This window comes from Kribbella sp. NPDC004138 (assembly GCF_053603655.1).
In genome coordinates, this window is record NZ_JBSGFZ010000031.1 from 47,875 (window position 1) to 61,146 (window position 13,272).

At 69.8% G+C, this 13,272-nt stretch carries 10 protein-coding genes and 1 tRNA gene; 7 read left to right on the plus strand and 4 right to left on the minus strand.

Annotated elements, in window-relative coordinates:
- Positions 1-236: 236 nt before the first annotated feature.
- Positions 237-1,319, plus strand: a complete 1,083-nt coding sequence (locus ACWEOO_RS35360; protein ID WP_452146768.1) for a serine hydrolase domain-containing protein — start codon at positions 237-239, stop codon at positions 1,317-1,319.
- Here ACWEOO_RS35360 and ACWEOO_RS35365 read toward each other — a convergent pair.
- Positions 1,316-2,410 carry a hypothetical protein gene (locus tag ACWEOO_RS35365; protein WP_452146769.1) on the minus strand — a complete coding sequence of 365 codons (1,095 nt, stop codon included), beginning with the start codon at positions 2,408-2,410 and terminating at the stop codon, positions 1,316-1,318. The two genes, ACWEOO_RS35360 and ACWEOO_RS35365, sit on opposite strands and share 4 nt — an antisense overlap.
- A 575-nt stretch (positions 2,411-2,985) precedes the next feature.
- On the opposite strand from ACWEOO_RS35365, the gene ACWEOO_RS35370 reads away from it, so the two are divergent.
- Positions 2,986-3,059: transfer RNA gene (locus ACWEOO_RS35370), tRNA-Val, on the plus strand.
- A 60-nt stretch (positions 3,060-3,119) separates the two neighbouring features.
- Here ACWEOO_RS35370 and ACWEOO_RS35375 read toward each other — a convergent pair.
- Both ACWEOO_RS35375 and ACWEOO_RS35380 read right to left on the minus strand, forming a co-directional pair.
- Positions 3,120-3,590, minus strand: coding sequence for a peroxiredoxin (locus ACWEOO_RS35375; protein ID WP_452146770.1), 471 nt, complete (start codon positions 3,588-3,590; stop codon positions 3,120-3,122).
- Positions 3,587-4,030 carry a DUF3052 domain-containing protein gene (locus ACWEOO_RS35380; protein ID WP_359932638.1) on the minus strand — a complete coding sequence of 148 codons (444 nt, stop codon included), beginning with the start codon at positions 4,028-4,030 and terminating at the stop codon, positions 3,587-3,589. Before ACWEOO_RS35380 ends, ACWEOO_RS35375 begins: the two co-directional genes overlap by 4 nt.
- Before the next feature lie 255 nt (positions 4,031-4,285).
- Between ACWEOO_RS35380 and aceE the strand changes: the two genes are divergently transcribed.
- The 5 genes from aceE to ACWEOO_RS35405 all read left to right on the plus strand — a co-directional run bounded on the left by aceE (position 4,286) and on the right by ACWEOO_RS35405 (position 11,761).
- A complete protein-coding gene (gene aceE / locus ACWEOO_RS35385; protein ID WP_452146771.1) occupies positions 4,286-7,054 on the plus strand; it encodes a pyruvate dehydrogenase (acetyl-transferring), homodimeric type in 2,769 nt (922 codons plus the stop codon).
- Positions 7,055-7,172: 118 nt separating this feature from the next.
- Positions 7,173-8,645, plus strand: coding sequence for a peptide MFS transporter (locus ACWEOO_RS35390; protein WP_452146772.1), 1,473 nt, complete (start codon positions 7,173-7,175; stop codon positions 8,643-8,645).
- Between the two features lie 69 nt (positions 8,646-8,714).
- Positions 8,715-9,011, plus strand: a complete 297-nt coding sequence (locus ACWEOO_RS35395; RefSeq protein ID WP_452146773.1) for a hypothetical protein — start codon at positions 8,715-8,717, stop codon at positions 9,009-9,011.
- Positions 9,008-10,093 (plus strand): flavin-containing monooxygenase, encoded by a 1,086-nt coding sequence (locus tag ACWEOO_RS35400; protein WP_452146774.1) that lies wholly within the window; start codon positions 9,008-9,010, stop codon positions 10,091-10,093. Before ACWEOO_RS35395 ends, ACWEOO_RS35400 begins: the two co-directional genes overlap by 4 nt.
- A 33-nt stretch (positions 10,094-10,126) precedes the next feature.
- Positions 10,127-11,761 carry a LuxR C-terminal-related transcriptional regulator gene (locus ACWEOO_RS35405; RefSeq protein ID WP_452146775.1) on the plus strand — a complete coding sequence of 545 codons (1,635 nt, stop codon included), beginning with the start codon at positions 10,127-10,129 and terminating at the stop codon, positions 11,759-11,761.
- On the opposite strand, the gene ACWEOO_RS35410 is transcribed toward ACWEOO_RS35405, so the two are convergent.
- Complete coding sequence (locus ACWEOO_RS35410) at positions 11,746-13,242, minus strand: FAD-dependent monooxygenase (protein ID WP_452146776.1); 1,497 nt, start codon at positions 13,240-13,242, stop codon at positions 11,746-11,748. The two genes, ACWEOO_RS35405 and ACWEOO_RS35410, sit on opposite strands and share 16 nt — an antisense overlap.
- Between the last annotated feature and the right edge of the window lie 30 nt (positions 13,243-13,272).

Below are 13,272 nucleotides of genomic sequence, written 5' to 3' on the forward strand. Positions count from 1 at the left end.
AGCCGTGAACCCTACCAGCCGCGACCCGCCCCGGAGGAGTCCGATCTCGGCAGCCGAAGGTTAAGAATTCCGGTGCGAAGCCCTGACCGCCGACATGGTTCCAACGAGCGACGGCAGGTTCGGGTACGGGCCGTACGAAAGCCGGACCGCGTCAGCGCGGTGGCGGTTCCGTGTCAGGACGCGCCGGGATCGTGAGTGACGTCGAACAGACCATCACTCGAACGAGGAGCAAGACCATGTCGATCCAGACCCCTTCCGTGCACAGCACCCTCCAGCAGGCCGCCCAGGAGTTCGTCGACGCCGGGTTCGGCGGGCTCGAACTGCGGGTGCACGACGAGCACGGCGAATGGGTCGGCACCGCCGGGATCCGTGAGCTCGGCCGGACCGAGGCGCCGCCGGTGGACGGGCAGTTCCGGATCGGCAGCGTCACCAAGACGTTCGTGTCCACCGTGGTGCTGCAACTCGTGGCCGAGGGCAAGCTCGAGCTGGACGGCGCGGTTGCCGGCCACCTGACACGCTTCGGTCTGGACCCGCGGATCACGGTGCGGATGCTGCTCGACCACACCAGCGGATTGTTCAACTACACCGGCGAGTACTACCCCGACGGCACCGTCGTCGCCGGGCTCCCGGCGACCGGCAAGGAGTGGGCCGACAACCGGCTGCAGGGCTACACGCCGGACGAGCTGGTCGAGTTCGCGCTGGGCAAGCCGGCGCGGTTCGAGCCGGGGGCCGAGTGGAGCTACTCGAACACCAACTACACCGTTGCCGCGCTGCTGATCGAGGCTGTGACCGGGCGCTCGTTCGTCGAAGAGCTGACCGAGCGGATCGTCGAGCCGCTGGGTCTGACGGGCACTGTGGAGCCGGGTGCTCGGACGGACATTCCCGGGCCGCATTCGCACGGGTACTTCCGCTACCAGGACGGTGATGAGTGGAGGGTCGTCGACGTCACCGAGCAGAACCCGTCGCTGCTGTTCGCCGCCGGGAGCATGCTGTCGACCACGCAGGACCTGCACAAGTTCATGTCGGCGCTGCAGGGCGGGAAACTCGTGCCGGCCGAGCTGCTGAGCCAGATGCGTACGCCCCAACCGAAGAGCGGACCGCTCAACTACGGCCTCGGTCTGTTCGCCCAGGACACCGGCACCGAGACCATCTACCACCACAACGGCAGCGCTCCGGGCGGGTACGGCGCCCTGATGTACAGCAACGCCGACGGCACCAAGACCCTGACCGCCGCCATCACCATGGGCGACGCAGACGTCAACCTGCTCGAGATCTTCCCCCCGGCCCTCGACCGCCTGGTCAAAGCAGTCTTCAGTTAACCGGGGTGGGCGAAGAGGGGATCGAACCGTTCCTGGACATCCAGCAGGGTGAGCCCCTGGTCGATGGGCGGCCCCGAACGGTGTTGGGTCGCCTGGTCACCCGCGTACGGCCTCCTGGTCGGCGGCACGGATCGCGTCCGTGATCCAGATCCGGACCGGCTGGCTTCCTCGCGCCCCGGGGAGCCGCCTCCGGCCTGGACGGTCCGATGCCCGGTAGCATCCGTCTGGTGCTGCCGGGGCGGTGCCGCCCGTCGCCTGAGCCGACGCCCGAGGGCGCGCCTCCCGATCGCGACGGCAGCCGCCTCGTGTCGGGTGGTCTGGTGATTCGGAGTGCTGGTCGATTTCTGCCAGTGCTCGGCGCCCCACCGGCTGGTGTAGGCAGGGTCGACAGCAATGACGGCGACTCCAGCCTCGGATGCCATCGCGAGCAGCCGGGCCCGAAACCGGCCGGTGGGTAGACCGGACACCAACCGCCGAAACCACTTGCGGCGGCCGTAATGTTCGCGACTCTCCGAGTCGGTGAAGTTCAGGTCTTCGACGGCGAGTGCTTTCGCCCCGGTCCGGACTGCCCAGCGGAGCAGCGCGGTGAGTGCACGGCGGACCTGCGCGTCGCGCCGAGTCGACGAACCGGACAGGTCGTACGCGAAAGTGCGCGGCCTGCCGATCGGGTTGCCGTGGATGTCGACCCGCCAGGCCGCGAGGTGGTCGGCGTTCAGGTCCACGCCGATCACCTCGCCGCTGCGGAGGGTTGCGAGTGACATAGCGGGTACGTCCTTCGGCCGCCACGAGGCGTCGACGTACCAGCGGTCCTTCCCGGGGTTGTAGTGGATGCGATACGCGACCGCGCGGTCGGCCGCCACGCGGGCGCGCCATTCAGCACCGCGATGGGCGAACTCGACGCGTCCAGCGAGGACGTACCTGCCGTGCGCGGCATTGGCGAGGTGCCGCATCGGAGTGGGTAGACGAAGACTGACCTCTCCTTCCGGGGTAACCCGGATGGTTTCGTTCCCGCCTCGCTTGCCGGACTCGCCGTCGGCCGAGAGGAACCAGCGAGCGGACTCCCAGACCTGCTGCCACTGACTCTGCGTCATTCCGGCCGCCGCCAGATTGTGACGCTTGTTCGCCAATCCCCTGCCACCGCGCACCACCGACACATGCCCAATCGCGCGGTCTTTCTCGACCGCGGCCAGCCGCACTTCCAGGTGAGCGAGGCGGCGAGACTTTGCGTGCCATTCCTTGGGGGAGCGATACCCGCCCGGCCGGTCTCTGCGACCCGGCTCTCCGACAGGCAAGGACAGCCGGTGCCGGAGCGTTCGAATGCCTGAGGCAAGCGCGTTGGCGTGAGCATTCTGGGCGCGCCGGGCCAGGTCCGCTGAGGCGAGCCTGCCCAGATGTGCGCCAACCGCTCTCAGCACCGCATCATCCTCCGGCGTGAGGTCTCTGATCCGGTCGCGGATGCAGACTCCCTGCGTCGGAACTGCGACGTACGAGCGGGCAATTGCGCGGTGCATGCACCCAGGTTCGCCGGGAGCGCCGACATTTCTCGTCGGTGCGCCGGCGGGCCGACCAGTGCGCACACACCGCCCCGGTTGAGGTGGTACGGTCGTGCCTCACGCTCCGCAGCGTATGGAACCCCGACCAGCGGTCGGGGTTGTTCTGCGGACCAGGGCTGTTAGCTCAGTTGGTTAGAGCACCTCGTTTACACCGAGGGGGTCGGGGGTTCGAGTCCCTCACAGCCCACCCGACACCTTCACATCGGCGGCCATCGGTAACCGCTCGCATTCTTGGGCGGCTTGTCGCCTAGCCCAGACTTGCCAGCGCCGCCGCGTAGTCGTCGAGGTTGCGGGCCTCGGGGATCTGGTTCACGACGGACCACCGGATGACGCCGGTGCGGTCGATGACGAAGGTTCCGCGGAGCGCGCAGCCTCGGGCCGCGTCGAAGACGCCGTACGACGTGGCGATCGCGCCGTGCGGCCAGAAATCGGTGAGCAGGCCGAAGGGGAGGTGCTGGGCGTCCGAGTACGCCCGGAGGGTGAACATCGGGTCGCACGAGACGGCCAGGAACTCCGCCGCAGCCAGCAGGTCCGGCCGGTCGCGGAGCGCGGTCAGCTCACTCGTGCAGACCTGGCTGAACGCGTACGGATAGAAAACCAGTACGACGTCCCGCCGGCCGGCGTAGTCGCTCAGCCGGACCGGTTCGCCGTACTGGTTCCGCGTCTCGAAGTCGGGGGCCCGGCTGCCGGCAGCCGGGCCGGCAGCTGGGAAAGTCACCCGCGGCGGCCGGACTTCGGGACCACCAGCTTGGTGGCGGACCAGTCGTCGGTCACGCTCAGTGTGCTCGTCGTCGCCAGGCCCGCGACCGGCGCGGCCTCGGCGATGTCGCTGGTCTCGACGTACCCGTCGCGACCGACCTTCGGGGTCAGCAGCCAGACGACGCCGCCGGCCTTCAGGTCGGTCAGAATGTCGAAGAAGGCGTCGACCAGGTCACCGTCGTCCTCGCGGAACCAGAGCAGCACGACATCGACGACCTCGTCGGTGTCCTCGTCGACAAACGCTTCCCCGGTGATCTCCCGGATCGCGTCCCGAAAGTCGTCGTCGCAGTCGTCGTCGTACCCGATCTCCTGAACGACCCAGCCGGCCTCCAGGCCGAGCCGGGTCGCCATGTTCGGCACCCCGCCCTTACCGTCCGCGTGGTCCGCGGTCGCGCTCACGTGTCCTCCTCCGTGGTCCCCGCTTGCCCGGGGGTAGGTTTCAGTAGCGGTAGTCCATCGTGACCTACCGCGTCGCGCAAGTATGCACCAGGGTTCCGTGACGTGTCCGGTATGCGCGTGGCGGGTACAAGGCGTGTCCGCTCAGATCTCGCCCGGCGAGCCGGAAACCGGCCGGAAAGGAAGGCGAAGTAGAACGCATACCGAACAGGTGACAGGATTGCGGTGAAGAGAATCCAGAGAGAACGGCAGGACACCGTGGCTTCCGGACACGAACCACCAGCCATCATCACCGAGGGGATGCCCACCCAGCTCCCCGACATCGACCCCGACGAGACACGGGAGTGGGTCGAATCGCTCGACGCGGTCCTGGACGAACGGGGCAAGGCGCGAGCGCGCTACCTGATGCTCAAGCTGATCGAGCGCGCCCGGGAGCGGCAGGTCGGGGTGCCCGCACTGCGGAGCACCGACTACATCAACTCGATCCCGCCCGAGCGTGAGCCCTGGTTCCCCGGCGACGAGCACATCGAGCGGCGGATCCGGGCGTTCATCCGGTGGAACGCCGCGGTGATGGTGAGCAAGGCCAACCGCAAGGGCCTGGAGGTCGGCGGTCACATCGCCACCTACCAGTCGGCCGCGAGCCTGTACGAGGTCGGTTTCAACCACTTCTTCCGCGGCAAGGACCACCCGGGCGGCGGCGACCAGATCTTCATCCAGGGGCACGCCTCCCCCGGTATGTACGCGCGCGCCTTCCTCGAGGGCCGGCTGACGACCGACGACCTGGACGGTTTCCGCCAGGAGGTCTCCCGCGGCCCGCACAAGGGCTTGTCGTCGTACCCGCACCCGCGGCTGATGCCGGACTTCTGGGAGTTCCCGACCGTCTCGATGGGTCTGGCCGCGCTGAACTCGATCTACCAGGCGCGCTTCAACCGGTACCTGCACAACCGCGGGATCAAGGACACCAGCCAGCAGCACGTCTGGGCGTTCCTGGGTGACGGCGAGATGGGTGAGCCGGAGTCGCTCGGCGCGATCGGCCTGGCCGCGCGCGAGGAGCTCGACAACCTCACCTTCGTGATCAACTGCAACCTGCAGCAGCTGGACGGCCCGGTCCGCGGCAACGGCAAGGTCATCCAGGAGCTGGAGGCGTTCTTCCGGGGCGCCGGCTGGAACGTGATCAAGGTGATCTGGGGCCGCGAGTGGGACAACCTGCTGGCCCAGGACCACGACGGCGCGCTGGTGAACAAGATGAACACCACGCCCGACGGCCAGTTCCAGACGTACTCGGTCGAGTCCGGCGAGTACATCCGAAACAACTTCTTCGGCGGCGACCAGCGGCTGCAGCAGATGGTCAGCGGCCTGTCCGACGAGGACCTGCGTAAGCTGCCGCGCGGCGGTCACGATTACCGCAAGGTGTACGCCGCGTTCAAGAGCGCGACCGAGCACGTCGGCCAGCCGACCGTGATCCTGGCCCAGACCATCAAGGGCTGGACGATCGAGGCGCTGGAGGGCCGCAACGCGACCCACCAGATGAAGAAGCTGACCTCGGACGACCTGAAGGCGTTCCGCGACCGGCTCTACCTGCCGATCGAGGACAAGGACCTCGAGGACGCGTACAACCCGCCGTACTTCCACCCCGGCACCGACTCGCCGGAGTACCAGTACATGATGGAGCGGCGCAAGCAGCTCGGCGGTTCGCTGCCGGAGCGCCGGGTGCAGCCGAAGACGCTGACGCTGCCGGGCGACGCCGTGTACAAGCCGCTCAGCAAGGGCTCGCACGCGCCGGTCGCGACCACGATGGCGCTGGTGCGGCTGTTCCGGGACCTGATGAAGGACCCGGAGATCGGTCACCGGATCGTCCCGATCGCCCCGGACGAGTACCGCACGTTCGGTATGGACTCGATGTTCCCGACCGCGAAGATCTACTCGCCGCACGGGCAGAACTACGACGCCGTCGACCGCAACCTGCTGCTGTCGTGGAAGGAGTCCACGGCGGGCCAGCTGCTGCACGAGGGCATCAGCGAAGCCGGCGCGATGGGCTCGGTGCTCGCGGCGAGTACGGCGTACGCGACGCACGGCGAGCCGATGATCCCGTTCTACATCTTCTACTCGATGTTCGGGTTCCAGCGCACCGGCGACTGGATGTGGGCGCTCGGCGACCAGCTCGGCCGGGGCTTCCTGGTCGGCGCGACCGCGGGCCGTACGACGCTGACCGGTGAGGGACTGCAGCACGCGGACGGTCACTCGCCGCTGCTGGCCTCGACCAACCCGGCCGCGGTGCACTACGACCCGGCGTTCGCGTACGAGATCCCGTACATCGTCAAGGACGGCCTGCGCCGGATGTACGGCTACGGGCTGGACCAGGACAAGCCGCACGGCGAGGACGTCTTCTACTACCTCACGGTCTACAACGAGCCGGTGGCGCAGCCCGCCGAGCCGGAGAACCTCGACGTCGCGGGGCTGCTCAAGGGCATGTACCGCTTCAACGAGTACCAGACCGCCGAGGGCGACGACGCGCCGCGGGTGCAACTGCTGGCCTCCGGTGTCGCGCTGCCGTGGGTGATGAAGGCCCAGCAGATCCTCGCCGAGGAGTACTCCGTCGCCGCCGACATCTGGTCGGTGACCTCGTGGAACGAGCTGCGCCGGGACGCCGTCGCCGCCGAGCAGCACAACCTGCTGCACCCGGACGAGCCGGAGCAGGTGCCGTTCGTCACCGAGCAACTGAAGGACACCAACGGTCCGGTCGTCGCCGTCAGCGACTTCATGCGCGCGGTGCAGGACCAGATCTCCCGCTGGGTGCCGAACGACTACACGTCGCTCGGGACCGACGGCTGGGGCCTGGCCGACACCCGGGCCGCGGCCCGGCGGCACTTCCAGGTGGACGCCGAGTCGATCGTCGTCGCGGCGCTGGAGATCCTCGCCAAGCGCGGCGACGTGAAGCCGGAGGTCGCCGCCGAGGCGGCCCGCAAGTACCGCATCGACGACCCGACCGCGGTCGCCGGCGTGAAGCAGGAAGGCGCCGGCGCCTGACGCGCAGCGTCCGACCGACGGGCCGCTCATCCCACCTGGGGTGAGCGGCCCGTCGCCGTTCGGCCTCCACGGCGGTACTGGATCGCTCTCTGAGTAGTCGGGTTGCTACGGTCGGTAGATGACCGATGCGCAGCAGGCCGCCCCCGAGAAGACGTTCTTCGGGCATCCGCGTGGGTTGATGACGCTGTTCACCACTGAGTTGTGGGAGCGGTTCAGCTACTACGGGATGCGCGCGATCCTGCTGCTCTACCTGACCGACAAGGCGCACGGGCTCGGGCTCGGGGAGTCGCTCGGGCAGGCCGTGGTGTCGATCTACGGCGCCTCGGTGTACCTGCTCTCGGTGCTCGGCGGCTGGTTCGCGGACCGCGTCTTCGGCGCCCGCCGCACGGTGCTGTACGGCGGCACCGTGATCGTCGCCGGCCACCTGTGTCTCGCGCTGCCGTCGACCGGACCGGCGTACGCCGGGATCGCACTGGTTGCCCTCGGCACCGGACTGCTGAAGCCGAACGTGTCCACGATGGTCGGCACGCTCTACGAACAGGACGACCCGCGGCGCGATTCGGCGTTCTCGATCTTCTACATGGGGATCAACATCGGGTCGTTCTCGGCGCCGTTCGTGGTCGGGTTCCTGCGCCGCGAGTTCGGGTTCCACGTCGCGTTCGCCGCGGCCGCGGTCGGGATGACGCTGGCGCTGGTCGCGTACCTGCTCGGCCGGCGCACGCTGCACGGCCGCGGCGACACCCCGCCGAACCCGCTGACCGCCGCGGACCGGCCGACGATGCTGAAGGTCTCGGCCGCCGTACTCGGGCTGCTCGCGGTCGTGTTCGCCTGGTCGGCGTGGCGGTCCGGCGGGATCGGCCCGAAGCCGGTCGTGGACGCGATCTCGTACCTGTGCTTCCTGGCCCCGATCGCGTACTTCGTGATGCTGCTTCGCAGTCCCCTGGTGACGCCCGTCGAGCGGCAGCGGGTCCGCGCGTACATCCCGCTGTTCGTCGCGGCGATGCTGTTCTTCATGGTGTTCGAGCAGGCCGCGACCACGCTGACGTCGTTCGCCGCCGACCGGACGCGGCTGGAGCTGTTCGGCGTGCAGATCTCGCCGGAGTTCTTCCAGTCGGTGAACCCGTTCTCGATCATCGTGCTGGCGCCGGTGTTCGCGGTGATCTGGATCAAACTGGGCGATCGCGGGCCGTCGATCGGGCAGAAGTTCGCCACCGGCCTGCTGCTGGCCGGCATCTCGTTCGCGGTGATGGCGCTCGCGTCGTCGGTGGCCGGCGACAACCTCGCGTCGCCGCTGTGGCTGGTCCTCGTGTACGTGATCCAGACCCTCGGCGAGCTGTTCCTGTCCCCCGTCGGCCTGGCCGCGACGACGGTGCTGGCGCCGCGGGCGTTCCTCAGCCAGATGATGGCGCTGTGGTTCCTGGCGCCGGCCGCGGGCCAGGCGATCACCGCGCAGCTCGTGCAGGCGACCGAGGACGCGTCGGACACGGCCTACTTCGGCGGCCTGGCGGTCGTGACGATCGTGGTCGCGTTCGCGGTCTACGCGCTCGCACCGTGGATCCGCCGGCACACCGACATACGACAAACCTCGTAGTCGCTGCCTGCGCGAGTTGCGCATTCCGTCCGACGCGGTGCACCGCCCGCGGTCCCTACCGTCGGTGACATGACTGGCGCAAGCGTTGCTCTTCTCGCGGGGACGATGTCCACCATCCTCTTCGCGTCGAGCGCCCTGCCGATGGTGGTCAAGGCGATCCGGACCCGCGACCTCGCGTCGTACAGCCCGGTCAACCTGGTGCTCGCCAACGTCGGCAACGCCGTCCATTGCATCTACGTGGTGCACCTGCCGCCGGGACCGATCTGGATCCTGCACGGCTTCTACGTGGTGACGTCCGCGCTGATGCTGTTGTGGTGGCTGCGCTTCCACACGCTGCGGCGCGACGTGGAAGGGAGACCAGCATGAACACCATCGTCATCGGCGCCGGGCAGGCGGGACTCGCCACCGGCCGCCACCTGCAGCAGCTCGGGGAGGAGTTCCTCATCCTGGACGGCAACGCCCAGGTCGGCGACCAGTGGCGCTCGCACTGGGACAGCCTGCGGCTGTACTCGCCGGCGAAGTACGACGGGCTGCCCGGCCTGCCCTTCCCGGGCGATCCGTGGCACTACCCCGGCAAGGACGAGGTCGCCGACTACCTCGCGTCGTACGCCGCGCACTTCGCGCTGCCGATCCGGCACAACACCCGGGTGGACAGGCTCGAGCGGATCGACGACCAGTGGATCGTCAGCACCGGAGGCGAGCAGCTCACCGCCGGCAACGTCGTGGTCGCCACCGGCACGTTCGGGCGTACGCCGTACCTGCCGGACTGCGCGGTCGACCTGGATCCGGCAATCCGGCAGCTGCATTCGTCGGAGTACCGCCGGCCGGAGCAGCTCAAGGACGGGCCGGTGCTCGTCGTCGGCGGGTCGCACTCGGGCACCGACATCGCGTACGAGGTCGCGCAGACGCACGAGACGATCCTGTGCGGTCGCGATCCCGGGCAGGTGCCCTTCCGGCCCGGCGGGCGCGGTCAGGTCCTGCTCTGGCCGGTGCTCCTGTTCGCCTGGCGGCACGTCCTCACGCGCCGGACGCCGATGGGCCGCAAGGAGATGGGGGAGATTCGGTTCCACGGCGGGCCGATGATCCGGGTGAAGCGGGACGACCTGCTCGCGCGCGGGGTCGAGCGGGTCCACGACCGGGTCACCGGTGTGCGGGACGGCCGGCCACAGCTCGCGAACGGGCGGGTGCTAGATGTCGCGAACGTTGTGTGGGCGACCGGGTTCCGGCAGGTGTTCGACTGGATCAAGACCCCGGTGACCGGTGCCGACGGCTGGCCGCGGGAGTACCGCGGTGTCGCCCAGGGCGCGCCCGGGCTGTTCTTCTGCGGACTGTCCTTCCAGTACGCGTTCAGCTCGATGGTGCTGCCGGGCGTCGGCCGGGACGCGGCGTACGTCGCCCGGCGGATCGCGGCCCGTGCGGCCGCGGACCGGAGTCTTGCCGCCGCGTGACCCGACGGCGCATGCTCACCTCAAGGGGCACGGATGGGCATTGTCGACGATCTGCAGCGAGCCCGGTCCGCGTACGAGCGGCGGGACTGGGCTTCGGCGTACGACCGGCTCGCCACGGTGGACGGCGAGCCGGGGTCGGCCCTCGGCCCGGACGAGTTGATGACGCTGGCCACGGCCGCGTTCCTGCTCGGCGACACGGACAGCTGCATCCGCGCCCTGCAGCGCGGCTACCGCCTGCGGACCGACGCCGGGGAGGTGCTGGGCGCGGTCCGGTTCGCCTTCTGGCTGGCCCTTGTGCTGAACATCCGCGGCGAGGTGGCGGTCGGCAGCGGCTGGGCCGCGCGCGCCCAGCGGCTGCTCGCGGACCAGCCGGACGACGTGCTCGAACGCGGCTACCTGCGCGTCCACGACTTCTTCCGGTGCCTGGACGCCGGCGACTTCCCCGGCGCGCTCGCGGTCAGCGAGGACATGATCGGCATTGCCCGCCGGCACGCCGATCCCGATCTGCTGGCCCAGAGCCTCGTGTGCAAAGGCCGGCTGCTGATGTACTCCGGGCGGGTGCCGGAGGGGCTCACCCTGCTGGACGAGGCGATGGTCGCCGTCGCGGCCGGTGAACTGTCGCCGATCTTCGCGGGCAACGTGTACTGCGCGATGATCGAAGCCTGCCAGGAAGTTCTGGACTTCGCCCGTGCGTCCGCGTGGACGACGGCGCTGACGCGCTGGTGCGACAGTCAGCCCGACCTGGTTCCGTTCACCGGGCAGTGTGCGGTGCATCGCGGTCAGATCCTGCGGGTGCACGCGGCGTACCCGGAGGCGCTGGCCGAGTTCGAGGACGCCTGCCGCCGGTACGCGGCGTCGGGTTCCCAGGCCGCGGCCGGCCTCGCGCTGGCCGAGCGGGGCGACGTACTGCGGATCCGTGGCGACGTTGCGGCAGCGGAGGCCTCGTACGACGAGGCGGCCGGGTTCGGGTACGAGGCGCAGCCGGGACGGGCGCTGCTGATGGTCGCGCGCGGACGCGTGCCGGGCGCGCTCGCCGCCGTCCGCCGACTGCTGGCGGAGACGGGCGACCCGGTCCACCGGTCGCGGTTGCTGGCGGGCGCGGTCGAGGTACTGCTGGCAGGTGACGCACGGTCGGACGCGGAGGCTGCCGCGGACGAGTTGGCCGCCATCGCGCAGGGTTTCGGCTGCGCGGGGTTGCGGGCGTCGGCGGCGTACTGCTCGGCCTTGGTGGCGTTGGCCGGCGACGATCCGGACAGGGCGCTGCCGCACGCCCGGACGGCGGCGCGGTTGTGGGACGAGCTGCGGGCGCCGTACGAGGTGGCGCGCGCGAAGGTGCTGGTCGGGCGCGCGGTGCGGCTGCTCGGCGACGAGGACTCGGCGGCGGCGGAGCTCACCGCCGCCTGCCGGTCCTTCGCCGAGATCGGTGCGGCGCCGGCGCGGCAGGAGACCGAGAAACTGCTCGGCCGGAGTACGGCGGGCGGGCTCACCGGACGGGAGCTGGACGTCCTCCGACTGGTTGCTGTCGGCAACAGCAATGCCGAGATCGCGCACCGGCTGGTGCTGAGCGACAAGACCGTCGCCCGGCACCTCACCAACATCTTCGCCAAGCTGGACGTACCGTCACGGACGGCGGCCGCCGCCTATGCCCGCGATCACGACCTGATCTGAGGTACCCAGGTCGCCAGCGCCTCGTCCAGTCCAGTCACGGCGCCGTCCGCCGCGGCCCACGCGACATACCCGTCGGGCCGGATCAGTACGCCGGTGAGGTCGCCGCCGTACTTCGTGGTCAGTACCCGCACCCGCTCGGACGCGAGCTCGCGCAGCTGCGCGGAGTCGGACAGGTCCAGCAGCAACGACGTGCCGTCGGACAGGTACTCCCCCAGCCGCGTGCCGTCCGCGAACTCGAAATCGGGCGCGGCCGACCCGACGAGCTCATGCTCGCCCGCGATCGAGTAGCGGTGCAGGACGCCGGACAGCTTCTTCGCCAGGTACGTCGAACCGTCCGCCGTCCGGAGCAGATCGGTGACCACGTCGCGCAATGCGGCGGTCCGGGAATCCGTGCGCATCAAGGCGATCTGGGCCCGCGTCCAGTCCAGCACCCACGCGCCGACCGGATGCCGCTCGGTCGTGTAGGTGTCGAGCAGGCCCTCGGGCGCGGTGCCCTGGATCGTCGCCGCGAGCTTCCATCCGAGGTTGACCGCGTCGCCGATCCCCAGGTTCAGCCCCTGCCCGCCGAACGGCGAGTGCACGTGCGCCGCGTCGCCCGCGAGCAGCACCCGGCCCGTGCGGTACGACGTGGCCTGGCGCGCGTTGTCGGTGAACCTGGTCGCACTGTGCACCGCCGTGACCGTGACGTCGACGCCGGTGACGCGTCGCAGGCTGCCCTGGATCTCGTCCGCGGTGGTCGGCGCATCACGGTCCTCCGGCGGGCCGTCGAACTCGACGGTCAGCACGCGTCCCGGGACCGGACCGTGGGCGTAGAGACCGGTCGGCGTGTAGTTCCAGCTCCGCTGCAGGCCTTCGGCACCCTCCAGATCCACGATCGCCTGGCGGCCCGTGATCGCGGGCTCGGTGCCCGGGAACTCGAAGCCGGCCAGCTTGCGCACCAGACTGCGTCCGCCGTCACAACCGACCAGCCAGCCCGCGCGCACCACGTCGTCGCCCAAGCGGACGGTGACGCCCTCGTCGTCGGCGTCGAACCCGGTGACCTCGGTCCCGCGCCGGACCTCGACGCCGAGCTCGGCGGCCCGGGCGCCGAGGATCGACTCGACCGCCTGCTGCCCGACCGCGAAGACCGACCGCGCGGGTCCGGCGTCCCGGAAAGCGGGATCGTCGAAGTGCACACCGGCCGAGCTGACCATGATCCCGGCGAAGTGCCCGGCCGGCGGCGGGCCGCTCGGGCCCTTCCCGGCCCGGAACGCCTTCATCTGCTCGAACGCCTGCTGCTGGTGCTCCTGCAGAGCCGGCAGCATCCCGCGCCGGTACAGCGCCTCGGCGGTCGGCACGTTGATCGAACCGGCCTTGATCGTCGGGTCGATCTCCCGCAGCCTCTCGACGACCAGCACGTCGACTCCGGCCAGCGCCAGCTCGCAGGCGAGCATCAGCCCGACCGGCCCGCCGCCGGCGATCACCACATCTCGGTTGTCCATGGGACGAATATTAGACCGAGTACAAAATTT

What these genes read in the sequence shown, in the direction of transcription:
- ACWEOO_RS35405 (WP_452146775.1), top strand. Translation starts at nt 10,127, where the DNA reads ATGGGCATTGTCGACGATCTGCAGCGAGCCCGGTCCGCGTACGAGCGG.
- ACWEOO_RS35360 (WP_452146768.1), top strand. Translation starts at nt 237, where the DNA reads ATGTCGATCCAGACCCCTTCCGTGCACAGCACCCTCCAGCAGGCCGCC.
- ACWEOO_RS35395 (WP_452146773.1), top strand. Translation starts at nt 8,715, where the DNA reads ATGACTGGCGCAAGCGTTGCTCTTCTCGCGGGGACGATGTCCACCATC.
- ACWEOO_RS35400 (WP_452146774.1), top strand. Translation starts at nt 9,008, where the DNA reads ATGAACACCATCGTCATCGGCGCCGGGCAGGCGGGACTCGCCACCGGC.
- ACWEOO_RS35410 (WP_452146776.1), bottom strand. Translation starts at nt 13,242, where the DNA reads ATGGACAACCGAGATGTGGTGATCGCCGGCGGCGGGCCGGTCGGGCTG.
- ACWEOO_RS35365 (WP_452146769.1), bottom strand. Translation starts at nt 2,410, where the DNA reads ATGACGCAGAGTCAGTGGCAGCAGGTCTGGGAGTCCGCTCGCTGGTTC.
- ACWEOO_RS35390 (WP_452146772.1), top strand. Translation starts at nt 7,173, where the DNA reads ATGACCGATGCGCAGCAGGCCGCCCCCGAGAAGACGTTCTTCGGGCAT.